The organism is Pseudoneobacillus rhizolycopersici, from assembly GCF_054786815.1.
This window is the reverse complement of the sequence record NZ_JBTOOE010000004.1, coordinates 248,639-275,224: the sequence shown is the minus strand read 5'-3', so window position 1 is coordinate 275,224 and position 26,586 is coordinate 248,639. Positions and strand designations below refer to the sequence as shown.

The 26,586-nt window shown below is 37.4% G+C and carries 25 protein-coding genes; 11 read left to right on the top strand and 14 right to left on the bottom strand.

Features of this window, described 5'->3' with window-relative positions; translation table 11 throughout:
- Positions 1-107: 107 nt before the first annotated feature.
- Complete coding sequence (locus ACX9YW_RS07010; protein ID WP_460343902.1) at positions 108-1,016, bottom strand: nuclease-related domain-containing protein; 909 nt, start codon at positions 1,014-1,016, stop codon at positions 108-110.
- Positions 1,017-1,432: 416 nt separating this feature from the next.
- Here ACX9YW_RS07010 and ACX9YW_RS07005 point away from each other — a divergent pair, with 416 nt between their 5' ends.
- From ACX9YW_RS07005 to ACX9YW_RS06965, 9 genes are all read left to right on the top strand, one after another.
- A complete protein-coding gene (locus ACX9YW_RS07005) occupies positions 1,433-2,974 on the top strand; it encodes a malate:quinone oxidoreductase (RefSeq protein ID WP_460343932.1) in 1,542 nt (513 codons plus the stop codon).
- 117 nt (positions 2,975-3,091) lie between these two features.
- Positions 3,092-4,036 (top strand): hypothetical protein, encoded by a 945-nt coding sequence (locus ACX9YW_RS07000; RefSeq protein WP_460343899.1) that lies wholly within the window; start codon positions 3,092-3,094, stop codon positions 4,034-4,036.
- A 141-nt stretch (positions 4,037-4,177) separates the two neighbouring features.
- Positions 4,178-5,695 (top strand): PEP-utilizing enzyme, encoded by a 1,518-nt coding sequence (locus tag ACX9YW_RS06995; protein WP_460343895.1) that lies wholly within the window; start codon positions 4,178-4,180, stop codon positions 5,693-5,695.
- 3 nt (positions 5,696-5,698) lie between these two features.
- Positions 5,699-7,660, top strand: a complete 1,962-nt coding sequence (locus ACX9YW_RS06990; protein ID WP_460343892.1) for a sigma-70 family RNA polymerase sigma factor — start codon at positions 5,699-5,701, stop codon at positions 7,658-7,660.
- A 12-nt stretch (positions 7,661-7,672) separates the two neighbouring features.
- Positions 7,673-8,632 (top strand): PEP/pyruvate-binding domain-containing protein, encoded by a 960-nt coding sequence (locus ACX9YW_RS06985; protein WP_460343889.1) that lies wholly within the window; start codon positions 7,673-7,675, stop codon positions 8,630-8,632.
- Positions 8,633-8,837: 205 nt separating this feature from the next.
- Positions 8,838-9,215 (top strand): SET domain-containing protein, encoded by a 378-nt coding sequence (locus ACX9YW_RS06980; protein WP_460343886.1) that lies wholly within the window; start codon positions 8,838-8,840, stop codon positions 9,213-9,215.
- A gap of 46 nt (positions 9,216-9,261) precedes the next feature.
- A complete protein-coding gene (gene rbsK / locus ACX9YW_RS06975; RefSeq protein ID WP_460343883.1) occupies positions 9,262-10,185 on the top strand; it encodes a ribokinase in 924 nt (307 codons plus the stop codon).
- A 2-nt stretch (positions 10,186-10,187) separates the two neighbouring features.
- The gene (locus ACX9YW_RS06970) at positions 10,188-11,099 is read left to right on the top strand and encodes a nucleoside hydrolase (RefSeq protein ID WP_460343880.1); all 912 of its coding nucleotides are present in this window, start codon (positions 10,188-10,190) and stop codon (positions 11,097-11,099) included.
- A 43-nt stretch (positions 11,100-11,142) separates the two neighbouring features.
- Positions 11,143-12,612 carry an N-6 DNA methylase gene (locus ACX9YW_RS06965; RefSeq protein ID WP_460343877.1) on the top strand — a complete coding sequence of 490 codons (1,470 nt, stop codon included), beginning with the start codon at positions 11,143-11,145 and terminating at the stop codon, positions 12,610-12,612.
- A gap of 344 nt (positions 12,613-12,956) precedes the next feature.
- Here ACX9YW_RS06965 and ACX9YW_RS06960 read toward each other — a convergent pair whose 3' ends face one another.
- Positions 12,957-13,784 carry a TetR/AcrR family transcriptional regulator gene (locus ACX9YW_RS06960; RefSeq protein WP_460343874.1) on the bottom strand — a complete coding sequence of 276 codons (828 nt, stop codon included), beginning with the start codon at positions 13,782-13,784 and terminating at the stop codon, positions 12,957-12,959.
- A gap of 101 nt (positions 13,785-13,885) precedes the next feature.
- Here ACX9YW_RS06960 and ACX9YW_RS06955 point away from each other — a divergent pair, with 101 nt between their 5' ends.
- A complete protein-coding gene (locus tag ACX9YW_RS06955) occupies positions 13,886-16,969 on the top strand; it encodes an efflux RND transporter permease subunit (protein WP_460343871.1) in 3,084 nt (1,027 codons plus the stop codon).
- Between the two features lie 94 nt (positions 16,970-17,063).
- Here ACX9YW_RS06955 and ACX9YW_RS06950 read toward each other — a convergent pair whose 3' ends face one another.
- Positions 17,064-17,369, bottom strand: coding sequence for a hypothetical protein (locus tag ACX9YW_RS06950; RefSeq protein WP_460343868.1), 306 nt, complete (start codon positions 17,367-17,369; stop codon positions 17,064-17,066).
- A gap of 334 nt (positions 17,370-17,703) precedes the next feature.
- Here ACX9YW_RS06950 and ACX9YW_RS06945 point away from each other — a divergent pair, with 334 nt between their 5' ends.
- On the top strand, positions 17,704-17,949 hold the full coding sequence (locus ACX9YW_RS06945) for a DUF2164 domain-containing protein (RefSeq protein WP_460343865.1): 246 nt from the start codon (positions 17,704-17,706) through the stop codon (positions 17,947-17,949).
- Between the two features lie 269 nt (positions 17,950-18,218).
- Here the strand turns inward: ACX9YW_RS06945 and ACX9YW_RS06940 are convergent, their stop codons facing one another.
- From ACX9YW_RS06940 to ACX9YW_RS06890, 11 genes are all read right to left on the bottom strand, one after another.
- The gene (locus ACX9YW_RS06940; protein WP_460343862.1) at positions 18,219-18,467 is read right to left on the bottom strand and encodes a hypothetical protein; all 249 of its coding nucleotides are present in this window, start codon (positions 18,465-18,467) and stop codon (positions 18,219-18,221) included.
- 340 nt (positions 18,468-18,807) lie between these two features.
- A complete protein-coding gene (locus ACX9YW_RS06935) occupies positions 18,808-19,578 on the bottom strand; it encodes a hypothetical protein (protein ID WP_460343859.1) in 771 nt (256 codons plus the stop codon).
- Positions 19,579-19,708: 130 nt separating this feature from the next.
- Positions 19,709-20,161, bottom strand: coding sequence for a hypothetical protein (locus ACX9YW_RS06930; RefSeq protein WP_460343856.1), 453 nt, complete (start codon positions 20,159-20,161; stop codon positions 19,709-19,711).
- Positions 20,162-20,438: 277 nt separating this feature from the next.
- Complete coding sequence (locus tag ACX9YW_RS06925) at positions 20,439-20,948, bottom strand: hypothetical protein (RefSeq protein ID WP_460343853.1); 510 nt, start codon at positions 20,946-20,948, stop codon at positions 20,439-20,441.
- A 237-nt stretch (positions 20,949-21,185) separates the two neighbouring features.
- Positions 21,186-21,929 carry a hypothetical protein gene (locus ACX9YW_RS06920; protein ID WP_460343850.1) on the bottom strand — a complete coding sequence of 248 codons (744 nt, stop codon included), beginning with the start codon at positions 21,927-21,929 and terminating at the stop codon, positions 21,186-21,188.
- A 172-nt stretch (positions 21,930-22,101) separates the two neighbouring features.
- Positions 22,102-22,668: a DJ-1/PfpI family protein gene (locus ACX9YW_RS06915; RefSeq protein WP_460343847.1), complete on the bottom strand. Its 567-nt coding sequence runs from the start codon at positions 22,666-22,668 to the stop codon at positions 22,102-22,104.
- A gap of 170 nt (positions 22,669-22,838) precedes the next feature.
- Positions 22,839-23,225, bottom strand: coding sequence for a VOC family protein (locus ACX9YW_RS06910; protein WP_460343844.1), 387 nt, complete (start codon positions 23,223-23,225; stop codon positions 22,839-22,841).
- The gene (locus tag ACX9YW_RS06905; protein ID WP_460343841.1) at positions 23,226-24,113 is read right to left on the bottom strand and encodes a prenyltransferase/squalene oxidase repeat-containing protein; all 888 of its coding nucleotides are present in this window, start codon (positions 24,111-24,113) and stop codon (positions 23,226-23,228) included.
- Between the two features lie 213 nt (positions 24,114-24,326).
- Positions 24,327-24,782, bottom strand: coding sequence for a hypothetical protein (locus tag ACX9YW_RS06900; protein ID WP_460343838.1), 456 nt, complete (start codon positions 24,780-24,782; stop codon positions 24,327-24,329).
- 183 nt (positions 24,783-24,965) lie between these two features.
- Complete coding sequence (locus ACX9YW_RS06895; RefSeq protein WP_460343835.1) at positions 24,966-25,307, bottom strand: hypothetical protein; 342 nt, start codon at positions 25,305-25,307, stop codon at positions 24,966-24,968.
- Positions 25,308-25,626: 319 nt separating this feature from the next.
- The gene (locus ACX9YW_RS06890) at positions 25,627-26,517 is read right to left on the bottom strand and encodes a DMT family transporter (RefSeq protein ID WP_460343832.1); all 891 of its coding nucleotides are present in this window, start codon (positions 26,515-26,517) and stop codon (positions 25,627-25,629) included.
- Positions 26,518-26,586 lie beyond the last annotated feature (69 nt).

Here is a 26,586-nt window from a genome sequence, read left to right as displayed (position 1 = left end):
GGTGCCAAAAGGGAAATCGAGTCCGAACCGGTGTTGAGTTCGGACAGGAAAGGGTCCAAAAAACAAAACTGAGTCCGAGTATGGTTGCTGAAATGCATTCACTTTATTTATTCATAATAAGTACCGAATGTATTCCCAATTGCTGTATAATGCTTCTTCAAAACCCTGCAAATTGTTTTTCTATTTAAATCCACTCTGCACCAATCATAGACGGATTGGGTGGTCAGTTTTTGATTGGGAAAGAGTAGCTGAAACTCCCTAGCATTCCTCAAAATCGTTTGTTCAATTGATTCCTTTTCCCCACACTTTCCACATACAAAGATATTGTTTTCTAAATAGACAAAGAATGATTTACAACCTTTACAATAATTTCCTGGTTGTAGTTGGTTATAATGATATGAAGGTAAAATGGTAAATGGATTTTTGGGTTGATGTAGTGAAATTAATTGTTGGGCTAGTTTCATGTGTCCGTCATTCAATGCAGACGGTGTTTTATGTAAATCATTTAAGAAACGATTGACTTGAGTGGGTAAAATAATGGGTTGATTCATAGGTGCTTGATACAAGGTGAATTCAGGGTTAATAAAGATAATGTAGGCTTCAACAACGTAATTTAGTTTGAGGTTTTGGAGCAACTGGCGGAATAGAGTTGCGCACCTATTTAGCTGAATGATTGGATTCTTATACTCACGACCATTTGTCAAAGAATAAAACTTGTCGGATTCCAGGTAAAAATCGCCTTGATAATTTTTAATATCCAAAACATAAATAACGCTCTGTGAAATAATGGAGGAATCAATTTGGGAAAAGGAGCCGTTTACTTCAACTAGCAGGTCGTTTATGACATGTCTTTTATCTTGAAGACCTTTTGCCATCAGGTCAAATTTCACTTCCCCTTCATAGCCTCTTTCAAGGTTAACATAGTGTTGTTTTTCCTTGTCAGTTAATTCCATTCGTGTGTTTAAAGATCGCAGGATCAATAATTCTTCCGACTCAGATCGTTCTTTAAGTATCATAAGCCACTTCCTTTCTTAGGTTCTAAGAATAGTTTATAAAAGATTAAGAAAATTCCGTATAATAAATATGGATATTCTGTTAACATTCGGAAATAACAAAAATAATTTTTGCTGCAAATCCGGAATGAATCATCGTGCGAAAACATATATATTTCATGTTGTTGGAGTCTGACCAGTAAGTTTCTTAAAGTCACTCATATCTTGAAATAAGGGTACATTAGGCTTTTGTGGAAAGTCTTATCACTTTTTTACCTGATTTAAATAGTTTATAATTGTGATATAGTACTAGATATTTTAATCAATAAATCATTATAATAGATTGGTATGGAAAAAATGTGACGGAAAAGGTGTTTTCCTAAAAGGCGAATTTTGCTTTTGTAACATATTAGCAGGAGCGCCTATTCTTTTTGAAAAATATGGGGACAAGGAAGGATATCATGAGCAACATACAGCAAAAAACAGATATTATCTTAATTGGTGCTGGAGTCATGAGTGCAACTTTGGGGTCTTTACTGAAAGAGTTAGCACCGGAATGGGAAATCAAAGTGTTTGAGAAACTCGAGAACGCTGGAGAGGAAAGCTCAAACGAATGGAATAATGCGGGTACGGGACATGCTGCTCTATGTGAGCTTAACTATACGCCCGAAAAAGCGGATGGATCGGTCGATATTAGTAAAGCGATTAAAATAAATGAGCAGTTTCAGCTTTCAAAGCAGTTCTGGTCTTACCTTGTAGAAAACAAGCTAATTAGTAATCCGCATGACTTTATCATGCCAATCCCGCATATGAGTTTTGTAGAAGGGGATGAAAATGTAACGTTTTTGAAAAAACGTTTTGAAGCTCTTTCGAAGCATCCTCTATTCCAAGGGATGGAATTTTCTGATGACCCTGAAAAATTAAAGGAATGGATTCCACTAATGATGCAGGGCCGTACATCCAATGAACCGATTGCGGCAACCAAAATTGATTCTGGAACAGATGTTAACTTTGGGGCTTTAACACGCATGTTATTCGATCACCTACAAAAACAAAATGTGGAAGTCAACTACAAACATCAAGTTGAGGATATTAAACGGACTGAAGATGGCTTGTGGGAATTAAAAATCTGGAATATGGAAACAGGTAATATTGAACGCCACACAGCAAAATTTGTCTTTATCGGCGGTGGTGGTGGAAGTCTGCATTTACTTCAAAAGACAGGTATTCCTGAATCCAAGCATATTGGCGGATTCCCGGTAAGCGGACTATTTTTAGTATGTAAAAATCAAGAGGTTGTCGAGAAACATCATGCAAAAGTATACGGAAAAGCGAAAGTTGGTGCTCCGCCAATGTCCGTTCCGCATCTGGATACGAGATTTATTGATAACCAAAAATCCTTACTGTTTGGACCGTTTGCCGGATTTACACCTAAATTCTTAAAAACAGGTTCCAATCTCGATTTGATTAATTCTGTAAAACCAAATAATGTGATCACGATGTTGGCAGCAGGTGTAAAAGAGTTGCCGTTGACAAAGTATTTGATCGAACAAGTTTTATTATCACATGAAAAGCGTATTGAAGAATTACGCGAGTTTATTCCAGACGCGAAGAGCGAAGATTGGGAAATGGTCGTAGCTGGCCAACGTGTCCAGGTTATTAAGGATACCGAAGCTGGTAAGGGAACACTTCAATTTGGTACAGAGGTGGTTAGTGCTGCGGATGGTTCAGTAGCTGCATTGCTAGGTGCTTCACCAGGTGCTTCGACTGCCGTTAATGTTATGCTTGAAGTTTTACGAAAATGCTTCCCGCAACATATGGAAGAGTGGGAATGGAAAATTAAAAAGATGATTCCTTCTTACAAAATTTCGTTATCGGAAAATCCAACGCTTTTTGAAGAAATTAATGCCACCACTTCGGAAACACTTGGTTTGGTGACCTTACAAAAGCAAGAAAGCGAAAAAGAATTAGTTCATAGCTAATATTCTTAATATAAAAACCTTTAATCCATCATGTGGATTAAAGGTTTTTTAATTTTTGAAACATCTCTAAACTTTTTTCGTATATACCTTTTGAGAGTCAAACGAGGGGGAATGCTGATGTTTTCCGAAATGAATGCAAAGCTTGTGGCGATAAAAAGTGAATTGCGCAAGACTGTAAAATATCAAATCCAGCTGGCTGATTATGAGTTTGAGTTAAGGACGATGGAGCAAACGATTGATGGGTTGCGTAGTCAGTTTGATAGAGAACAAATGGATGTAAAAAAATTAGAAACCATTAGTTTAACTAACTTGTTTGCAACTTTAGCAGGAACAAAGGAAGAGAAGCTATCAAAAGAAAAACAAGAGCTACTTGTCGCACAGCATAAGCTATCCGAAGCAGAGAAAACGAAACGGGAAATAGGAGAATCCATCCAAGAATTACGCGATAAGTTAGATAAAATAGAAAATGCCAATATGGAGTACCAACAACTTCTTTTACAAAAGGAAAGAATGATCAAAGAAAGCAGCTTGCCTGTGGCGGCAAAGGTATTTGAATTGATGGAGCAGGAAGGAAGCCTTCAAGCTAACCTGACTGAATTAAAGGAAGCAATTGATGCGGGAAACCTTGTTAAGGCTGCCCTTCGAGAGGCATTAAAATCACTTGAGAGTGCCGGGAGCTGGGGAACTTTTGATATGTTTGGTGGTGGGACCATTTCAGGAATAAAGAAACACCAGCATATTCATGAGGCGGAAGGCAGTCTACATCGAGCTCAAACAAGAATGCGCCAATTCCAAAAGGAATTATTAGATTTGAATGAGCATGCATATATCGAAATTGAAATTTCCGAAATGCTTAAGTTTGCCGACTTCTTTTTTGATGGATTTATCGTTGATTTTATGGTTCAAAACAAAATTAATCGAGCCATTACCCAAACCGAAAATCAATATGGGAAAATCAATAAAATACTGCTCAATCTAAATACACGCTACACCGAGGACATGAAAAAACTAGAGGCTCTTCAAAAAGAGAAACGGGAGCTTATTGAGAATATTAGTGATTGATCATGCCAAAACCGTCATTCTTGATGGTTTTTTTCTTGTTCAATGGATGTTTTTATAACATTTTTGAATACAAATGTAAGAAATTCTCTCCTTTTCGCGTCTTACTATTGAAGTATTAAAAAGTGGAGGAGAGTTGTTTTGATGAATGTATTATTTGAGAGACCAACTGATGCTCAACTGACATGGTATTTGGATGATCACCAGTGCCCTGTTCCAGTTGGTCCGTTGACTCAATCGTTGTACCGTTATATTTTTCAAGGATTCTCAAAAGCTCAAAAGGAGTTTCTCAGTAAAGAAAAGCCTAGCAACATAAGAGTGCTTTTTGTTAATGGCTATTTTTACGTTCATTTCCAACAGGGAAGTGCTTTATCTGAACTTGGAAAACAAAACGCTCTTTATTCTCCTTTTGCTTGGGAAAAGGAATGGCTGCCTGAAATCAAACGGAATTTAGAAAATTTGCAACAGATGAATCTCGAGGTATTAAGTAATGATGAGCTAGCGTTCTGTTTAGAAGATGCGTTAAAGCTATACGCAAGACATTGGGAAATTCATCATTCCCTTCATTATATGGCCGTGCATAAGTTGAAGAGATGGTATGAGATGAGGTTTGAAGAAAGAGCTGACGGTGAATTTATTAAGCTACTGCAAGGACAAATAAATCCAAGTACCGAGTGTGATTACCACTTATGGAAACTAAGTCGGAAGGTGACACCACCAATTGCCGAAATCATCAAATTAAAGAATGAGTTACCTGTTGATTTTGAAAAAGAAGTTCACCAATTTTTAATGTATTTTGGACATCGACCCAACCAGTACTGTAATATTGACGGCCCTACTTGGATAGAAGATGCTACACCCGTTTTACAACTTATTGTTAACTATGCAGAGCAACAAACTGAAGATCCAATGGCACGCTTAGATTCGCTTGTTGCTGAAAGGGAGCAGCTGAGGCAAGATATTCTGTCTCTGCTAACAGGGAAAGAACAATCCGATTTTATCGAGTTGCACGATTTGGCGCTAAGGGCAAGCCGAGTGAAGGAGGAGCATTCTTTTTGGATTGAACTGCACTCCACAGCAGCAATTAGGAGAATTTGCGTTGAATTCTCAAAAAGACTAATGGATGCAGGAATTTTGACAGAAAAAAGTGAAATTCAATATATCACTTTAAATGAACTGGTGGAATTTGGTTTTGGTATTTCCCAGAAAGGGATAAGAGATGATATACCAAGGCGGCGTGAAGAACATCAGCAACAATTATCCATTAGGCCAGAGCCTTGGGTCGGCAGGCCGGTTGAAGAGAATGAAGAACCTTTAACTAGCCAATCGCTAAAGGGAATCGGTGTTTCCCCTGGAAATACGGTAGCAAAAGCAAGGGTGGTTCATCGTTTGGAAGAGGCGTATGCCCTACAAAAAGGCGAAATATTGGTTGCGAAGGAAACGGGACCGGATTGGACACCATTCTTTTCTTTTGTTAGCGGGATCGTTCTTGAAAGCCATGCAGGTGGTATCCTCTCTCATGCGGCAATTGTTGCCCGTGAATATGGACTGCCAACTGTTGTTGGGGCTACAGGGATTATGAGTATGATAAAAACGGGAGATACGCTAGCCTTGAATGGACTCGAAGGAACGGTGGAAATTTCAACTGCTAAAAAGGGATGAGTCATGATGAACGAAAAGGAATTATCCTTGATTTTAAATACTATGAATGGCGATAAAGATAGCTTTAATGGAATCGTTCTTCGGTACGGAACTTCCCTATTAGGCTTGGTTTTTAATTTATGCGGTGATATGGAGCTAGCAAAGGATATCACCCAGGAAACGTTTATTAAGGCGTTTATGTCCTTGCCCACCATTCAAAACCCGGTAAAGTTTCCTAGTTGGCTTAAACAAATTGCCGTGAATTTGACCAAAGGCCATTTTCGAAAACCGAAAAGGGATATTCTTGTTGCTGAATTTTTTGAAACAGAAATGGAAGTAATGGACTTTCAATCCAACGAGCGAGATGTTTACAGCTTTTTTAGCAAAGATGAACTTAGTGAAGTGATATCCCAACTTCCATCAGGTGTAAGTGACGTATTAAGACTTCATTATTTAGAGGAGCTTACCCCAGCAGAAGTGGCGTATGAATTGAACTTAACCCGCCAGGCTATAGATACCCGCCTTAGCCGTGGGCGGGAGCAGCTAAAGCAAAAGTTACTCCAACAACAGGTGGATAAAGAGGAATCATCGGTTGACCTATATTTAAGGAATTTAGTCCAATTGGTTCAAAGGGCATTAGAGAAGACCAAAATCGAGCGAAATATCGCTGCAAAAGAATTGGCAATACTTGCAGCAAGGTCAAATTTGCCACGATTGTATGAAGATTTATTAAGTCATAACGATAGTACTCGACATCAGGCCATTAAATTAATTGGTGAAACGGGAGATTTACGAGCGGAAGAAAAACTTTTAGTAGCCTTAGTGAAGGAAGAAATACCTACGATTCAAGCGGAAATTTGCCGAACGCTTTCCCGAATTGGAAGTGTAAAATCGATTTCAACTATCCAGGCTGTGGTGAAGCATTCTCCTCATCTTCTGTTACATAAGGCGGCAAATGAGGCGATTAGTGTACTGACCCAGCGAATATCCCCTCCCAATAAGGACATACCAGTTACCATAGACGAGCTAAGGAAGGCTGGTATCGAAAAAATTTTTATAAAAATGATAGATGATGAGAATCCAAGTATAAGAGTCCAAGCGTTTGATGGTCTTGGACGAGTGGAGTCGGTAAAATCATTAAAACGTTTATTAAAATGCCTTCAGAGAGATTCAGAGGATTATGAGAAAGTCGCTATTTTAGGTGCTCTTGGCGGGATTTTAAATAAAAAGAGAACGACAAAAAACAGTATCCCTAAAACATTAAAAACAGAAGTCATTAAGGAAGTGGTAAAAGCGTTCCATCATCCACATCCCGGAGTGGTAGCGGAAGCAGGTCGGTCGTTAAGTTTGATGGATTTAAAGGAAAGTGGAGCAATTGTGAAATCTGAATTTTATTTGGCAATAGAAAGATTAAAGCATATACCAGGTCCATGGTGGGTAACATTTCCACCAATGTTAAAAGAACTAGCCGACGACGAGTTAATGGGGTTTATTCTTAAAACATTGTTAGGTGAGGAAACGAGATACAAAGTTCCATTTTGTCTGGCTGTTAAGGGTATGATGAATTCAAAGATGGAGGAGGCTATTAAGCCGATTATCAATGCGATTTCAAAGGGGATTGAGCCAGAAATTCTTTTGACTGCTCTATTAAAATCTGGAAGTCCCGTAGTCTTTCCATATTTAATCGATTGGCTCAAAAATGAACCGACTTTTCCATGGCGAAGGCGGGAGCAGCAAATAGCTGAAGGAATGGTTCAATTGCCAAATGGAAAAAACTTAATAAAACAACATCTTCTAACATGGATTGACAAGGAGTTAACCGTATCAGATTCGACCGTACGGGCTGTTATTTCCGCGATCGCCCAAATGAAAGACCCAGAAGATCTTTTGTTTTTTGAAAATTTATCTATTCACAATACCTTATCAAAACGAGCAAGAAATCTCGCTAGACTGGCTGAGATTAAATTAAAGAAGGCAATGACTTAAAGGTGGTGTAGGGTGATTTACTTTTTGGAAGAAATGATAACGAGGGATCGGAACCTCACTGGGGGTAAGGGAGCTCAATTAGCAGAGTTATTCCAGTTAGGGTTGCCAGTTCCTAATGGATTTGTGGTTGATGTTTCAGAATATGATACCTTTCTTGTGGAGAATTCTTTGAAAGATTTATTCGAAGAGTTTGCCGGAAAAATAAGAAAAAGTCATAACCTTTTAGAAATTAAGGATTTATCTAATGAAATGAGGGCTCGGTTTCATGGGGGAGCATTTTCGGCGAAATTCAAACAACAATTGGCCGATGCCTATGAAAAACTGGGAGGGGAAGCAGTGGCCGTCCGGTCATCAGCAACACACGAAGATTCCATGCAGTTGTCATTTGCAGGGCAGCTTGAATCTCATTTAAATATCATAGGAATGGAATATCTGCTGGTGGCTATAAAAAAATGTTGGTCATCGTTATGGGGGTTTCGCTCCATCATGTATCGGCTGAAGAGTAATCTTGCATTAACCGATGTTTCCATGGCGGTTGTCATCCAAAAGATGGTGAGGCCAATTTCAGCTGGCGTTTTGTTCACGAAAAATCCGTTAGACCGATTATCTAATCAGGTATGGATCGAGGCGACATGGGGATTAGGGGAGGCTTTAGTATCTAGTAAAATTTCACCTGATCGCTGGATACTTGATGATGAAAGCGGTCGGGTGATTGAGCAGATAATAGGCACTAAAGTTTGGGAAGTAAGCCCATCAGAAGAAGGTGTGATAACCATCCCAATTTGCGATGAGCGGAGCAAGCGTCCTGTCCTTGATGGAAAACAGCTTCTTGAACTCTATCGCATCGGAAAAAAATTGGCCAACTATTATTCATACCCTGTTGATTTGGAATGGTCCTTTGATGAGGACCAACTTTACCTTTTACAGGCTAGACCGATTTCTATGGGAGGAAGATTCATCCATGAGCCTTGAGAAAAATGCATAAAAGCAATGGGAACATCATGTGGTGTTCCTTTTTTATATTTTGGCCATGAATGTTTTTTTATTCCTATCGTTTGCATCACGGGCTATATAGGATTAGACTAAACATAAGACATATTGGAGATAACATTCCTAGATAAAATGATCAACATTTTATTATCTGGAAATAACATTTTTAGTTAAGTAGGAGGAAATTATGATTGAAGTAAAAACTTCTCCACTAAGTGATGGAGAATTCAATAGAGGGGTATTTGCTACATGTGATATTAAAAAAGGAGCACTCATACATGAAGCTCCTGTGATTGCTTATCCAAACGACCAACACCATCACATTGAACAAACACTACTTGCTGATTATGCTTTTGAGTATGGGATTAATCATACGGCCATTCTTCTTGGTTATGGAATGTTGTTTAACCATTCTTATGAACCGAATGCCATTTATGAGATAAACTTTGATAATCACACATTTGAGTTCTATGCTTACAAGGACATTAAAGCAGGCGAAGAGATCCTTATTAATTATAACGGCGATGTGGATGACAAAGAAGAGCTATGGTTTAACAAGGAATAAATCCATTTTGTTTATGTGAAACAAACATCGTATTGAGGTGAGTTGTTTGGGAAATCGAAAAATAACGGTGATTGGCAGTATTAATATGGATTTGGTGACGAGTACGAATCAGATCCCAAAGGTGGGTGAGACGGTACTCGGCCTATCCTTCCATACGATACCAGGTGGTAAAGGTGCGAATCAAGCGGTTGCTGCAGCAAGGCTTGGTGCTGATGTGACGATGATAGGTTGTGTGGGTGACGATGTTTTTGGTGAAACGCTTATCGAGCACTTGAAGAAGCAAGGAATCCACATGGATAAGGTGAAGCGGATCTCAGAAACATCGACAGGAACCGCTACTATTACATTATCTGCAGGTGATAATAGTATTATTGTTGTACCAGGGGCAAATGCCTATGTTACCCCAAAGCTGGTGGAAGAAAACGAAGATATCATTGCGCAAAGTAATATGATTTTATTACAGTTGGAAATTCCGCTTGAGAGTGTGTTAAAGACTGTGGAGCTTGCAAAAAAACATCGCGTTCCCATCATATTGAATCCGGCACCGATTCAAAAGCTTCCAAAGTCTTTGCTGGAAATGGTTGATTTTTTAACGCCAAATGAACATGAGCAGGAGCTACTCTTTGCTTCAATAGACGGTACCCAGCAGGAATTGGCAAAGCTGAAGGAAAAGTGCGTTGTCACAAAAGGGTCTAAAGGAGTCGTTATTTTTAAAAATAATGAAATTCTAGAAATCCCGAGCATTCGCGTTGAGGCAGTGGATACCACCGGGGCAGGTGATACCTTTAACGGTGCATTGGCTTTTGCACTATGTGGGGGGCTGGAATTAGAGGATGCCTGCCGATTTGCCAATGTGGTTGGGGCGATCTCGGTAACCAAGTTTGGCGCACAAGGCGGCATGCCATTTAGAAATGAAGTCGACGAATTTTTTCAATTACATCAATTAAAGTCATATAAGTGGAGTGAATAATCATGAAATCTGTTATTTTTGACGTTGATACAGGAATTGATGATGCAATGGCGATTGCCTATTCGTTAAACAGCCCGGAGTTAGAAGTCATTGGGTTTACGACCTGCTTCGGAAATGTTTCCGTGGAAGATGCGACTCGTAATACGTTGGTGGTTTTAGAGAAATTGGGGAAAAATGTCCCTGTCTATCCAGGGGCGGACAAGCCTTTAAAACGAGAGCCAAGAGATCACCCTACCCATGTTCATGGTGAAGATGGACTTGGAAATAAAATAGACAAGTTACCGTCGGGCAAGGCAGAGACTGAGAATGCAGTCGATTATATCATCAGCGAAGTGAAAAAACGACCTCACAAAATCACCATCATCGCGGTTGGGCCATTGACCAATTTGGCGCTCGCACTTGAAAAGGAACCCGAGATTGTTTCTCTTGTAAAAGAGGTGGTCATCATGGGTGGTGCAGTTTTCACCAAGGGAAATGTGACTCCATACAGTGAGGCGAATATTATCTCTGATCCGCATGCGGCTAATCTTGTTTTTCAATCAGGACTGCCAGTTACCATTGTCGGGCTTGATGTGACGATGAAAACGTTATTGCCAGTATCAGAATTGGATAATTGGCGTGCGAAAGGTACGGATGTAGCCGATTTTTTTGCAGACATCGTGAATTATTATATGCAGTCATACGAAACCTTCCATCCGGGAATTGGCGGCTGTGCCCTTCATGATCCACTGGCCGTTGGAGTGGTTATTGACCCTAGTTTTGTTAAAACAGAGAAGTTGAATGTGAAGGTTGTTTTAGATGGCGAAGAAGTGGGAAGAACAGTGGGGACCCTTGAAGGCGAGCCGAAAGTTCAAGTTTGCACCGAGGTTGACGCAGAGCGGTTTTTGGCCCATTTTACAAGTCGAATCGTATAGTTTTCCTCGCTAAAGGGCAGTGAATCCAAGTGGGGGGATCCGGTTGGGTAGGCATGTAAAGATAGTAGAAAACGATTATGTAGATAGACGGGAACTGGGGTATTACTCTACCCCTAATTTTATTTCAGAATATATTAGCGTGCGCCTGTTAATGCTGAACCCTTCTGGCGAAAAGGTGCTGGACCCTGCTGTTGGCCGCGAGGAGCTGTTGAAAGGGTTTTTATTAGCTGGTAAAAAAATAGACGGACTTGATATTTTTGCTTATCAGGATCGTTATAAATGCCATTTTAGGCAGCTGAATTTTATAGCGTTTTACCGGGAAAATAAGTTGGCAAAATTAGACTATGATTATTTTGTCGCCAATCCACCTTATAATTGCCATGAAGTTGATTTTATTAAAAATAATAAGAAAGAACTGCTCGAGCTTTTTCCAGATGTCGGCGTTCATAACATGTATAGTATGTTTATCGCAGCGATGATTGACCTGGCAAAAGACGGGGCGTTAATCGGCTTAATAACGAGTGATTCGTTTTTTACCGCTAAAGCGCATCGTAAGCTTAGGAAGAAGTTGCTCGATGAGTGCTCGATTGTTGAGATAACGATGTGTTCGAATGATTTGTTTCATGACCAGGCTGCCGATGTAAGAACGAGTATTGTTATTTTACAAAAGGGTAAGCAATATCAAGGGGAAGTGTTCGTTAGCAATCGGCCATTGTCGAAGGATGCTTTTAAGGTTCAGTTGGAGAAACAGCTAGAGGATTTCCAGCAAGGAAGAGTTAAAGGTTATCGCTTGGAGGATATCATTTTGCAAGGCGATAAAGATAACCATGAATTCATTATTGAATGTCCTGATGATATAAAGGGGCTATTTTTAGGTGAACGGCTAGGGGAAAGATTCCATTGTGTCACGGGGATATCGACTGGAAAAGACGAGTTGTATTTATCTCGGGAAATGGTAGATCCGTTTACGATACCGTTCTATAAAAATCCTGGTAAAGATCGTTTTTTTACGGATAATAGATTATTTTTACATAAGGATTTTTTGAAGTTTGACGCTGAAATAGATAATTTTATGGTTAGGAACAAATCGCTTTTATTTTTGCCAGGGATTACTTGCTCCTCGATGGGTGTTGAGTTTACCGCAAGTAGATTACCCGAAGGCGCAACATTTGGGGTAAATGCCAATATTATTTGCGAGGACGAGGATGCCTGGTGGCTACTCGCTTACTTGAATTCAGAGCTAGTAACATACCTAGTGAGGGGCGTGTTGATTAGGTCCAATATGATTACCTCGGGTTATGTGGCACGAATTCCGCTTGTTTCTGTTGGTGAAACTGAGAGGCAAGAGTTGAGGCGATTAGGGTTGGCTGCTTATGAAAGGGCCAGAGCTGGTTTGTCCTTTGCGGGGGAATTGGCTGAGATTAATTTATTAGTTAATAAGTGCGCGGGAATCAGTGCTGGGACAGTTGAAATGATTAGAGCGTTTAAGCGGGACTTGATTAAAAATACATAATGAGTGTGGGTAGAGCTTGGAACGATGGATTTGGTTCCAAGCTTTTTTATTGTGGTGTGAAGTTGGGAATGGTGACGAAAATGTGAAAAAGTTTGATATCTGCCGAAAAAAGTTTGATATCTGCTTAAAAAAGTTTGATATCTGCTTAAAAAAGTTTGATATCCATGTCGAAAAGTAAATATCCGTTCTGAAAAGGTAAATAACTTCTCGGAAAAGGTAAATATCCTCTCAATAAAGGTAAATATCTTCTCCCGAAAGGTAAATATCGCCTCGAAAAGGATAAATACCCACTCAAAATCTACTGCAAAAATAAAAAGAGAGTGCTTTTTTAGCGCTCTCTCGTTTTATAGTTGAAAATAACGTCTTAGTAGATAAGACTCCCACTTACAATGAGGGTGGTTTCGAATATTTTCTAATAATCCTTTGATAATCGCCAAGCTGTACGTTGGTTCCACGAGTTGCTGCTTTAACAGAATGAACGATTCCTTTTCGATTGATTCCTCCATTTCGCTGATTTTTTCTTCCATCATTTTCGAAAGTTGTTCCGCCGATACTTCCTCATTGATTGGCTCAAATAATTGCAGAAGTTCGCGTGAAATAAACGGTATCGTAGCATGCTGAGCCAGCAGGTTTGTTTTTTCAACAAGCGATTCCGCCAAGAGTTTCAAATCCAATGGAATCTGATATAAGACGAACAACTGTGAATAGTGATTCATAAAACCTTTAATACTAAACATTAAGTCATATTTGGTTTCTTGTTGTTTTTTCCCATAGAGACGTTCAATCAAAGTTAATATATTACTTTCAAATAATTTGTCGTAATATCTCATTTTTAAAAGCAATTCTTTATTAAGGGTTTGTGACTGTTCCATCATGAGCACTTTTGCAAAGTCGGAGTGCTTCTGAAACGATTCATAAATGGCATAATAAAATTCGTATAAGAGCCGATCGTTGTTAGTGGTTTTGACTATGTGGTCAATATCAGCGGTGATTTCCTTCATAAAATGATCAATCAAGGCGATGATTAATTCATCCTTGGATTTAAAGGATAAATAGAACGCCCCTTTTGAAATCCCGCAATGCTCCGTGATCTGCTGGACGGAAGTGGATTCAAATCCTTGTTTTGCAAAAAGTTCCAACGCCTTCTCCATAATTAGTTGTTTTTTAACCATGTAAATGCTCGCACTCCTATAGGTTATTCATTGACAATTGACCGATTGGTCATTAGTATAAATAATTGAGTCTAGTAAGTCAATTAAGGGTAGGTGGAAATGTGAAAGGGTTAGTTAATTTTGTCTTGAAAAATAAATTGGCCGTGTGGCTGCTTACGATTATTATCACGGTGTCGGGTATTTATTCAGGTACTCGCATGAATATGGAAACGATTCCGAATATATCGATCCCCTATTTAATGGTGATGGATATTTATCCGGGTGCGACTCCGGAAAAGGTGATGGAAGATGTTTCGATGCCGATAGAAAAGGCTGTCGAAAACTTGGATCACGTCAAGGCGGTGTACTCCAATTCCTATTCCAATGTGTCGAGTATTCAAGTCGAATACGAATATGGCATTGACATGGATGAGGCTAAACGCGAATTAAAGTCCGCATTGGATTCCTTGAAACTTCCAGAAGGAGCTCAGGAACCGACTGTAACCGCTATTAGCATGAACATGATGCCGGTTGTGGCACTAAGTGTTAGTAGTACGAAAGAGGATATTGTCGAGTTAACTTCAACCGTTGAGGAAAGCCTTCTTCCGAAAATTAACAAGCTTGAAGGTGTGGCTTCTGCCACCATTACTGGTCAGCATATTGAAGAGGTTGACTTAACGTATGATAAAGCGAAGTTGGCCGAACTTGGTTTGGAAGTAGATAAAGTCAAACAAATGATTCAGGCGAGCAATCTGGCTGTCTCATTAGGACTTTATGAGTTTAAAGAAGGAGAACAAGCGGTTGCTATTGACGGTAAGTTCATGACTGTCGATGAATTGAAAAATATGCTGATTCCGGTCACACCTTCTGCGACCAATCCAACTCCATTTGTAAAGCTTAGCGACATTGCCACTATCGAAACAATTGGTAAGGTTCAATCCGTATCGCGAACAAATGGTAAAGAGGCCATTGCCATACAGATTGTTAAAGGTCAACAGGCCAATACGGTTGATGTTGTTGATAAGGTAAAGAAGTTAGTCGAAGATGAAAAGAAGAAAGTGGACGGGTTGGTCATTGATGTTACCCTTGACCAAGGGAAACCGATTGAAGAATCAGTCAAAACAATGGTTGAAAAAGCGGTATTTGGCGGTCTAATTGCCGTTTTCATCATTTTGCTATTCTTACGTGACTTTAAATCAACGATTATTTCAATCATTTCGATTCCAGTTTCGATTTTTATGGCATTTTTGATTTTGAACTGGATGGGAATCACCTTAAATATTATGACGCTTGGGGCGGTAACCGTAGCTATTGGTCGTGTTATCGATGACTCCATTGTCGTTGTGGAAAATATTTTCCGACGCTTGCATTTACGTGAAGAAAAATTAACCGGCCGTGCGCTTATTCGCGAAGCGACGATTGAAATGTTTAAGCCGATTCTTTCTTCTACTTTGGTCACGGTGGCTGTATTTGCTCCGCTGATTTTTGTTGGCGGAATGGTTGGAGAGCTGTTTGCCCCGTTCGCGTTAACAATGGCGTTTGCTCTAGGTGCTTCATTACTAGTGGCGATTACGATTGTTCCAGCGCTTTCACATACTTTATTTAAAAAGAAGTTATACGGTGAGAAGACAGAAAGCAGCCATAAAGAGGTTGGCAGATTAGCGACTCTGTATCGAGGTTTCCTTAACAAGTCGCTTAATCATAAAGTCATTAGTTCGATTGTAGCGATTATTTTACTAGTAGGAAGTTTAGCGTTAACTCCACTGATTGGCTTTAGCTTTATGGGCAGTGAAGAGGAAAAAGTGATGTACTTAACGTACACGCCGAAAGCGGGAGAGCTTCATGAGGATACGCTCAAAAACGTCCAAGTTCTAGAAGAGGAAATGTTGAAACGCGATGATATCGATATCGTTCAGGTGTCGATTACCGAAGCCGGTGACCCAACCGCAGCAATGATGGGCGGTGGCTCAGCAGGTGCGTTAATGTATTTAATCTTTGATCCTGAAATGAAAAACTTCTCTAAAGAGAAGGAGAAGATTCAAAAACATCTCACGACACTAGATACACCAGGAACTTGGAAGAGCCAGGACTTCTCTTCGATGTCAGGTGCATCAAATGAAGTTAGCTATACGATTTACAGTGAGGATTTAAATAAATTACATCAAACGGTTAAAAAAGTCGAAGACACATTGAAGAAGCACAAAGATTTACAAAATGTATCTTCAAGTGCAGAAGAAGCGTATGTCGAATACACCTTCCGTGTGGACCAAGCCAATTTGCTGCAATATGGCTTAACCACGGGTCAGCTAATAATGATGTTAAACCCTATGCATTCCAAAGATGTTTTAACAACGGTTGAAAAGGACGGCAACTCGTTAGATGTCATCGTTCAGCAGGAACAAACAACCAAACCTGAATCAATTGATGAATTATTAGCGAAGAGAATCCCGACGGCTTTAGGAACAACAATGCCTCTTTCTGAGCTTGTAACGGTGAAAAAAGGGACAACGATGAATACGTTGGCGCGCAGTAAAGGGGAATATTTCGCAACGGTTTCGGGGGAAATAAAGTCGAAGGATATTTCCAAAGTTACTTCTAAAGTGGGCAAAGAGATTGACGAATTAGATGTGCCAAAAGGTGTAACCGTTGGAGTTGCCGGTGTTCAAGCCGATATGGCTGAAACGTTCACACAGCTTGGCGTAGCGATGGCTGCTGCGGTGGCGATTGTTTACTTTATTTTGGTTGTTACCTTCCGTGAAGGGGTTGCCCCGTTCTCGATTCTGTTCTCGTTACCATTTGCGGTAATTGGTTCGTTTGTTGGGCTATTGATTGCAGGTGAGACGATTTCGGTATCGGTTATGATGGGATTACTCATGTTAATTGGTATTGTCGTTACCAACGCGATTGTATTGGTGGACAGAATTATCCATATGGAACGTGAAGGTTTAACAATGCGTGAGGCGGTATTAGAGGCTGGTGCGACGCGTCTTCGTCCGATTTTAATGACGGCGATTGCGACAGTTGGTGCGATGCTTCCGTTAGCATTTGGCGAAGGTGGCGGCGGATTAATTTCGAAAGGTCTAGCGATCACCGTTATTGGCGGATTAACGAGCTCGACGCTTCTAACGTTGATTGTAGTTCCAATTGTGTATGAAGTATTGTCGAAGATTTTTAAGAAAAATCGACGGGAAATTGAGGAAAACTAAATTACTGTTTGTGGCCCTACAAGCTAAGCTTGTGGGGCTTGTTTTATCAGATTTCTGTATTTGTAGCTTAAGGCACAAACGCTTCGTTAGTTCATTAATCTTTATTGTCTGTAAATATTTTTATTGCTCCTAATACAATGACTAATGGAAATACAACCCATACTAATCTTAGAACGTATATTTCTAAAATAAGACTTAATACAACAACAGGTAGCCCGATCATGGCAGTAATTGATGCAAATTTAGTATAGCGGATAGCTGAACTAGATATTTCAGGTTCTTCCTTGTACATCCACCGTTTTCCTAATAACATACTTTCTTCAGGATAATAGTAGGTCCAAATTAACAAACAGTATATCGGAATCATAATTACTAGAGTAAAAAAAATCGTTGTAAACATAATATTCCCCCTAAGAATTTCGGTAGTTTATCCAGAAAAATCCCTTCCCTTACATTACGTTTTTTATCTAACGAAGTTTCGAGTAATTAAATTGAAAGTTTCTTCAGGAGTATATCTGACACTCCTAAATTGTACAAGTTTATCTCTTACAACGGGTAGCCAAACAACTTTTCATGAGTTCATTATTTAAAGTCCTTCACTGAAAATGAGTCAGAATTAAGAGGACGATTCAGACATGCGTGTACATTTTTTTTCATAAAATTACAGCCTTTAATTTCCTTAATTTAATATATATAGTTTACTGGGTAATAAAACTATATAGGGAGTGTTCCAAATGTTTTATAAACTAAAAAAAGACCAACAAGAATTAATGATTTCTGATATCCAATATTTCTTTTCTCAAGAAAGAGATGAAGAAATAACTGAATTTGCTGCAGAAAGGGTATTAGATTTCATTAAGGAGAAGCTTGCGCCTCACTTTTATAATGCTGCTGTCTTGGATGTTAAACATGTAGTTGAACAGCAATTTTCTTCTCTTGAAGATGAAATCTTAACGCTTGAACGTCCGATAAAAAGATAAATCATTATACAGAGTGAACAATTTTCTGTTCCAGTCTTTTATGTCGATTTTATTTCAAATACGGATTATTTGTTTTTTCTTCAACTAAACTGCCCCGATAATGCATTTAACAAACAAAAAGTCCAAGATATGCTTAGGAAATGAATAAAATCCTGCATATTTTGGACTTCTTAAGATGAAATGATACGGAAAAAACGCCTTGGTTAGTTTTAGTATCCTTTGTCACCTTCAAAAGATTTACATAACAAAAAAGAGTGCAAATAGCACCCTTAGTTATTACTTCTATTTTTTAAAATATATAATTCTTTCTCCAGTTTATTTACCTTATCAGCGATAAAATCTACGTCAATAATTCTGGATTCATTGGTTAATTCAAACTGACCGCCAACACCTATGAGTTTTGCATCAATAGAATCAAATCGATTATGCATTTCCGTTTTTAAATCATAAATATTGGATTTGATACTTTTCATTTCTTTACTCATTTCTGTAAGAATCTCAAGAATTTGCTTATCCACGTTATCACCTCTACTTAAGATTATAATTGTTTTCTAGTAAACAAGCACTAATTTTTTCAAAGCAATAACAGCTATTGTTAATCGCTTATTTCGACAACATAGTTTAATGAGAGTATGAGACATGTAATGGGATGAAAACAATAATTTTTGGCATAAAAAAATGGTGGGAAAGGTGTTTAATTTTATTTGAACTTTTTATTATCTTAAGAATAAACCCTACTGAATCTTATTTAAAAAAGCCGAGATAGACAAGTTTTTATGAATAAAAACTCGTATAATTTCGGCTATCACAAATTGCTGTTTAAGCAATAATCGCTCTCGTTAGTTGAACAAGGTATATCTAAATCTTAACAGTCCATTGTTTTGTTTCGTCCCTATTAAACAAAGCTACCTCATTTTCCGAAATCCATTTTAGCTTACCAAGATGTGTAACAAAGCTCCATTCATTTGGTCTTTCAGAAATCAGTGGTACACTTTTAACTTCAGTACCTATATTTGTTTTTATACTTATCCTAATTTCAAAAGAACTTATACTGTGTTCACAATAAACCTCAGCGATGTACTTTCTATTTGGATTCAGTTTAGATTGCCAAACAAAGTTGTTATCATAATTTAGATTAATAACCTCTTTATAAGGATATTCAAATTGAGAATGGTCCCACTGCTCTTTTTCCACCACTAAATCAATGCCTTTTTTTAAAGTATTTAATACTATCTTTTTTTTCTCATATTCATCCAACAAAAAATAATTATCTATGTCAAAGACAACTTCTACTTCAGTAACTCCTCCAACGGTCTTAATTTCACTATCTGTTATTTCATCAACACATTGAACTGCTATTTTCCAACATATATCGTTCTTAAATTTATATTTCTTGAAATATCTTTCATAAAGTGCTGCAATACATCTCATCTCATTTAATAGCTTCATTCTCTTTTGTTTCCAATTTTTTTCGTAATCATATTTAGTCGCTTCGAAATATTCCCAACCATTCTCCACCATTAATCCATTAATGTAGTCTTGTTGTGCAATGTATTTTAAATCAAGTTCAAACTCTTTTAAAATAGGCAATACGTTCACCAAACCCTTTATTAAAAATTTCTTTTTCAATTAAGCTGATTCATTTCGGAGAGATAAAAAAATAAGCTGAAGAATACAGAGGTGAATAAAATCCTGCATAATTGGACCTTAGTTTGACCAATTGCAATGGAAGATTAGCCCCCGTTACTTCCATAGGAAACTAAACTAAGATAGTTATTTCACCTTCAGGGGTCACTTCTAGGTATGGAGCTTCTGGAGAGTTTTCTTGTGTAATTGAAATACTTCTATTTATTGATATAGCAATAAAATGCATAAACTCAAAAACAGCCATTCTTTTCTCTAGGCTGTCGATTTCCATTGGGAAAATATCAAACTCAATTTCTGCTTCATCAAAAAAATGAGTATTAATAATTACACCTTTATAATTAATTGATATTAAAAAGGCAAAATCGCCTCTTTCTCTAAATATTCTTGCTGCATCATACAAATCAATATTGATTTCTTCAGCATCCTTTAAAAACTTAAATTCAAAGTTGTTTTTAATTAATTCAAGTATTGTCTCCCAATCTTTAATTTCGACATCAAGAATATACAAATCACGATAACTACCGTCGTCCTCAAAAATTTCATCAAGTAATTTAGAGTTAATCATTTTAACCTCCAGAACTCATATAAACTATACTTATTTATTTGTTCAATTTGAGTCGATAAATCTCCTTCTTTTTGAAAAATCCTTTATAGAAGTAAACTGCTCTTAACTGCCTAAAAAAACAAAAAAGTCCAAGATATGCTAAGGATTTGCATAAGATCCTGCATATAGCGGACTTCTTAATATTAATTGTTAGGGAAAAAACGCCCTCGTTACTTCCTTCAGACCTGTAGAATTATTTCGAAGAGCCTCCGTTACTTCCATATTGAAGGTGATAAAATTACTTTTCGCCTTCAGTAAACATAACTTTAAAGTAGTTCAATACGAATCTGTCATAGACCATATTCAAATGCTGATAAAACCTTCCACCTTGTTCTAATGAATACCACTCATCATTGGGTTTTTCCTCCAATGCTAGTAACATTGTTGATAATACTTCTTTTTCAAAATCCATTTTCTCTAGCTTTGGATTTATTAACGTATCCTTTATGAAGTTAACAATATTATTATCGCGTCTATTTTCTTCTAACATATCATTTACTTTACAACATAAAGCAACTAATGACCCTTGTTTTACCAAATCTACTTCATGTGAGTAAGTCAACATCGATTCTTCAATAATTTCGGTTAATAAAAATCTTTCATAATTTACTTTTTCAAAATCTATATTGTGACCAAAGCCCCCATAACTTTTAATCATATCGTGGTACATCCAAAAAATATTTTTTATCTCCTCTTTAAGGACATTAATATTTTTTGTATCGAGTTGAAAATAATTACTATTCTTCATATAGTCCTCACTTATTTAGTAATGATTACAATAAAATTTAAACATAATTTACTATGAATTAAACTATGCATATAGGAGCTTATATATTGAAGAAAAGCCCCCTTTATTTGTTTATCCAACCAAAGGTCACAAGGGTATTAGTATGCATGGATATGGGGCATTATTTAACGCTTTTAATTTATAGATTTGTTTCGTGAACCTAGAAGTACAGAATGCAAATAAAGTCTAGCATTTTTATTACTTTTTATACCTTAGTTCCTTCAGTTCAAGTTTAGGAACATTTTTTATTTGAGTCTCAAAGATATTACTTAAATAATGCTCCCGATTACCAAAGGAATCGATACCTAAATGCAGTTTAGCTTTCTTTTCATTGGATTCATCTTGTTCCAACTCATCGGGATCTTTCGATAACATCACAACTAATGAGTTATTATTTAACTCTTCCGTATGATACCAAGGACCACTATTGAATTTTTCTTTGCCAAAGAAATCTACATAGACTTGGCCAAAATAATTTACCCAGAACATTCCTGGTAGTCTTGTTTGCAAAGTACCCGGAACAAACTGGCGGTTCTCCACGGTTTCTATTGAGATATATCCATAAACTCCATTTAAGCTTTGTAATAAGGTCTTAAATAAATACAAATAAGTTTCCTTATCTCTTTTAAATGCATTTTTAGGAATAGAAATGAAAATAAAGTTTGGTCTAATGTACTTTTCTCCCCTGTTCCATTCCATCAGAAAAGAGAATTCTGGTTTTTTCCTTTTCCCCATCATTCCCCCAACCTCTCTCCCGTTCCCTTTCTCAATTATTGTCCAATATTCGAGCGCGAGATTAAGAGAATATTGATCTCTTATTGGCTCATACAAACCTATTTTTTCAGGTAACAACCCGTATTCATCAAGGAGTTTAAAGAACAGCTCCGCTGCCTCCATTTTCCCAATAAATGACTCAAAGTAAAGTTGCATTACTACCTTCAAATTCTAACCAGTCCTCCTTGAGCCTAAATAATTTTCGCGTCAAGATCCGAATAATCCCTTGTATATTTCAAGCTCTTTAATAAAGTAATTTATAAAATAATCGCATCCGTTACTTCCTTTAAACGTTAAAATATAAATTTTTTTTACAAGCTTTGTTTCCAGTTTAATAACATTACTTTATAAAAGATAATCCCTTTCCCACAGGTTGAATCGAATTTATTACTGCATCTGCTACTTTCTTACTTACCAATCTTGCAATAATCCATCCAACTAAATCTTGTGCTGCTAAGCAACCAGCCGCGGTTGCAATATTATCTTCAATAATAAATGACTTTTCAACAACGTTAACATTAAATTTGTCTAATTCCTTTTTCGCTGTTGGGTAAGTGGTTGCAGTCTTACCGTCTAATAAACCAAGAGCTCCTAATATAAGTGCTCCTGAACACATAGAACCTACTAACTGTTTCGATGGATTTATTTTTAGTCTTTTAAGATAATTTTCATCTTTATAAAGTTTCCTCGTTCCTGGACCACTGGCAAATAAAATTGCATCAGCATTTCTTAGTTCATCAATAGAAGAATGAATCGGAACTGTAAGACCAGTAACCGAACGATGAGTTTCTTTAGTCCCATAAATTTTCACATTCCACCCAGGATGTTTAACACGATTTAATATGTCCCAAGGTAAAAAAACATCAATATCCGTGAAATCATCAAATGCAACAATAGCGATTTCCATTAAATCCTCTCCCTCTCTTTAGTAAAGAATTCAATTTCCTTGTTAAACTATTTGGAGCGTGAGTCGAATATGAAAAAGCTGCTTCTGTTGCAGCTCCTGATCTTGAACTCTAGCCCATAGTTCCATAAGAAAAGGACTTTGTCTCCTATTGAAAAGAAAGTCCCATTTTCTTAACAAAATATTTCATGAATGTTCCCATCAGGGTCCGCGAAAAAAGCGGTTGTATGACCCCAAGGCATTTGCGAAGGTTCTTTAATAGGAATGGCTCCCTTTTCTATAATTTCTTTGTAAGATTTCTCTACTTCCTCTGGTGTTTCACAAGGAAAAGCCAATTCGAAGGATTGTCCCTTTTTTTCTTCTTTAAATGAACTGTGCCCATCAGTAATATCAGACATAATCTCTCTAGAGCATATAGAAAATCTTACTCCTTCATTATTGAACTCTACATAATGTGGAGATTCACTTTGAATTGAAAATCCTATGACATCTCTATAAAAATTAGTCATTATCTCAACATTATCAGTTACTATTGTTATCAGGTTAATTTGAGCTTTCATTTAAACTTTCTCCTCGTAAATTGTATTTTCTATTTCAATCATACTGTGATGGTGAAGGGCCTTTAAAACATCCATTGTCCAAATACTTTTCCAAACTCTAGCCCCTTCTCCATCACAATTCCAATTTAAAATGAAATGCCCATCCTCGGATTGTGTTATTATTTCATTCTCTAAACTTCGAATAACATAATCTTTAATTGGTAAAAACATCGGGCTGTTTGGCGAATGAGCAAAGAAAAAAGGTTTTGCGCTATAAGTAATTGACCATCTTTCGGAGTCGGTTTCAATGATTTCATCTATATCTTTCGTTAATTGTTCCAAAATGATGGACTTATAAGGTTCATCTATTCTTATTGCTAAACGAAGTAAACATAGTGATGCTAAGAAATAAAACTGTCGTGGCTCTTCCGTAGTGTGAATGGTACTCATATTTGCTAAAGCATTTTCGGTAACGTTCCTGAGAAAAGCCTCTGGAACTAATTCGCGATACTCATACAAATACCCTACTAATTCAGCACAAGGATTATCTAACCACCTCTTGCTTCTTTGGTTAGGTCTAGCGTGCCAACATTTTAATTCGTTATCATATGAATCTATAATGTATTGAATTCCTTTTTGTACTACCTCGTCATTTGTTGAAGCACCGGCTTCACTAAGATACTGAAAAGCCATACTTGTATCCATTGCATTTGGGATAACAGAATGTCCTTCTCCCATATTTCTAAACCCGCCATTTTCACCTTGGTACTTCTGCAATAAGGAAACTATGTTTTGTGGATTCCCATTTTCGAAATGAAAACGAAACAATTCCTGCTCCAATCTTCTTCCTTGATTCATTAAATAACTGCGAGCCTTTTGAAAATTTTCAAGTGTTAACGAACTAACCATAACTCATTTCCTTTTAGCTAATTTTGATGAATATTTAATTCGATAAATAGTTGTTCTAATCCTTTAATTATTTCATTTTATAAAGCTAACCTGTTTCTTTAATGCTGTTAAAAACAAAAAAGTCCAATATACTGCAAGGATATGAATAAGATCCTGCATATTTTGTACTTCTTATGATAAATTGATAAATTGTTATAGAAAAAACGCTCCCCTTTAGCTCAGTAACCTTTCTGCTTCAGCTAACTGTTTTCTAAGTACACTAAACCCTTTTTCTAGTTCTTGACGATTTTTGGATGATTGCATCCAACTTGGAAGTCTACTCGCAAGACTTTGATTTATATTTGGCAGCCTCTCTCTAAGACTGGAAAGGATGAATCCTTCCATTAAATCAAGGTGTTCTTTATTATATGCCCAAAGAACTTCACCACAACATCTAGTATTTAACCATGTATTATGCCCATAAAAGGTTCCGTGACCCCATGACTCAAACGGATTATTTTTGTGGACAATTCCACAATTACAACATATTAACCTAAACCCCAAATCCTCAACATTATTTCTTTTTGCTACAACAACCTTACTACAATTAAGACATTTCAATAAGATAGGAAAATTGAATAAAAAGTTGTAAATCGTTTCCCCATTATCTTTAAATTTTGAATTACTCATATGATTAAATCCTCTCTTTGAGTATTCGTTAGAAAAATCATCAATTCATTTACAACATTACTACACCTCTACTGACATTAAAAACAAAAAAGTCCAAGCTACGGCAAGGATATGAATAAAATCGTGCATATTTTAGACTCCTTAACATAATCTGTTATGGTAAAAAAGCCTTACGTTAGCTTATTAATAATTAGTATCAATATTATCATCCCTTACTGGAATACCATATTCTTTTGGATGATTAAAAATGTCTTCATAGGTTAGGGAACTAACAACTTCAAACATTTTTGTATTTGGATTGTATTCAAAAACAACAAGTTGTTCCCAACCACTTCCATTTCCTGTATCAACTACTCCAACCCTATTAGGTGCTATTTGAACAACTCTCCCAATTTGGTTACTAACAACTTCAACATTTGGTGTCGCTGATTGGATATACTCATTCTTATTCATCTTGAAAGCAATTACTATTAAACACACTAATATGCCACTTAAAATAACTTTAGTAAAAGTATCGTTATTCATACTCCACCATCCCCCCAAAAAATATCCACCAATACACCCTATATTTTACCATAATCACCTTCAGCATTCCGCAACTAAACTGCTTCGTTAGCTCACTACCCATTTTTGAAACAAATGAATAAATATTAGTATTTATGCATAACATTTTGTGACATTTTGGTTAGATGGGGCTGCGCAACTTTCTTATAGTCATATAAAAAAATGCTCTATAGTAATAAAGATTGTGGCTTTTTTTATTTGGATAAAAACGTAAAAATATTAAGTGAAATAAAAGCGCGAATTCGTTTGTGAATTCACGCAAAATGTTATTGTGATTTAGTTAAAGGGCCTCTTTTTGTTTGGTTAATTCGGCTGGTTGCAACTGCTCTTTTTTGGCAGTTGAGATGAGAACACCAAGGAAAACAAGGGTAGCGCCAAAGTATTCTTGAACGGACATGATTTCATCGGCAAAGAGGAAACCGAAAAGGGCGGCGAATACGGGCTCGAGCGAGAAAATGAGTCCTGTCCGGGACGGTGGAGTATATTTTTGGGCGACCACTTGAAGGATAAACCCGAGAGCGCTGCAAATAATGCCTAGATATAGGATGGATATCCAACCTTCCGTTGACGTTGGTAGCACAGGCACTTCAAAGATAACTGAAAAGCTCAGACCAAACAAAGCAGCAAAGCCGAGCTGTAAGATTCCAAGATTGAGAGTATCGACTTCTTTTGCGGCAAAACCTACGACAGTGATATGGATAGCATAAAACAAGGCTGTAGCCATACATAATAGGTCTCCTGGGGTCATTTTAAACGGAAGTTTGACCGTTAGGAACGCTATTCCAATAATCGCGAGAAGAAGGCTAATGATGAGTTTGGACTCGAGCTTTTTCTTGAAAAGGATGATGTTGATTAATGGAACAAATATGACGGTTAAGCTGACTAGGAAGCCGGCGTTGGAGGTGGTTGTTGTTTTCAGACCAAAGGTTATTGCCGTAAAGACAGCAAATAAAATAAAGCCTAGGAGAGCCCCATATTGCCATGTTTTCCGGTTGATATGGCGCAGTCTTTTGAAAAAAATAGCACCTGCGAGTACAAAGGCAAGCCCGAAACGGAGGGCAATCAAATTAAATTCTCCAATGGATTCGAGCCCCATTTTCATCATCAAGTACGATGAGCCCCAAAAGGCAGTGACCATAAATAGTAAAAACTCGGCTCTTCGTGGTTGCATGGCCTTGTTTCCCTCCTTTTCATAGTTGAGTAGATTCAGTATACTAAGCTAAAACAAACAAGTAAAACG

Bases quoted from the DNA above. Each gene is read 5' to 3' on its own strand.
- ACX9YW_RS07010 (WP_460343902.1), bottom strand. From the start codon at position 1,016: ATGATACTTAAAGAACGATCTGAGTCGGAAGAATTATTGATCCTGCGA.
- ACX9YW_RS07005 (WP_460343932.1), top strand. From the start codon at position 1,433: ATGGGGACAAGGAAGGATATCATGAGCAACATACAGCAAAAAACAGAT.
- ACX9YW_RS07000 (WP_460343899.1), top strand. From the start codon at position 3,092: ATGTTTTCCGAAATGAATGCAAAGCTTGTGGCGATAAAAAGTGAATTG.
- ACX9YW_RS06995 (WP_460343895.1), top strand. From the start codon at position 4,178: ATGAATGTATTATTTGAGAGACCAACTGATGCTCAACTGACATGGTAT.
- ACX9YW_RS06990 (WP_460343892.1), top strand. From the start codon at position 5,699: ATGATGAACGAAAAGGAATTATCCTTGATTTTAAATACTATGAATGGC.
- ACX9YW_RS06980 (WP_460343886.1), top strand. From the start codon at position 8,838: ATGATTGAAGTAAAAACTTCTCCACTAAGTGATGGAGAATTCAATAGA.
- ACX9YW_RS06970 (WP_460343880.1), top strand. From the start codon at position 10,188: ATGAAATCTGTTATTTTTGACGTTGATACAGGAATTGATGATGCAATG.
- ACX9YW_RS06960 (WP_460343874.1), bottom strand. From the start codon at position 13,784: ATGGTTAAAAAACAACTAATTATGGAGAAGGCGTTGGAACTTTTTGCA.
- ACX9YW_RS06950 (WP_460343868.1), bottom strand. From the start codon at position 17,369: ATGTTTACAACGATTTTTTTTACTCTAGTAATTATGATTCCGATATAC.
- ACX9YW_RS06945 (WP_460343865.1), top strand. From the start codon at position 17,704: ATGTTTTATAAACTAAAAAAAGACCAACAAGAATTAATGATTTCTGAT.
- ACX9YW_RS06930 (WP_460343856.1), bottom strand. From the start codon at position 20,161: ATGATTAACTCTAAATTACTTGATGAAATTTTTGAGGACGACGGTAGT.
- ACX9YW_RS06925 (WP_460343853.1), bottom strand. From the start codon at position 20,948: ATGAAGAATAGTAATTATTTTCAACTCGATACAAAAAATATTAATGTC.
- ACX9YW_RS06915 (WP_460343847.1), bottom strand. From the start codon at position 22,668: ATGGAAATCGCTATTGTTGCATTTGATGATTTCACGGATATTGATGTT.
- ACX9YW_RS06910 (WP_460343844.1), bottom strand. From the start codon at position 23,225: ATGAAAGCTCAAATTAACCTGATAACAATAGTAACTGATAATGTTGAG.
- ACX9YW_RS06905 (WP_460343841.1), bottom strand. From the start codon at position 24,113: ATGGTTAGTTCGTTAACACTTGAAAATTTTCAAAAGGCTCGCAGTTAT.
- ACX9YW_RS06900 (WP_460343838.1), bottom strand. From the start codon at position 24,782: ATGAGTAATTCAAAATTTAAAGATAATGGGGAAACGATTTACAACTTT.
- ACX9YW_RS06895 (WP_460343835.1), bottom strand. From the start codon at position 25,307: ATGAATAACGATACTTTTACTAAAGTTATTTTAAGTGGCATATTAGTG.
- ACX9YW_RS06890 (WP_460343832.1), bottom strand. From the start codon at position 26,517: ATGCAACCACGAAGAGCCGAGTTTTTACTATTTATGGTCACTGCCTTT.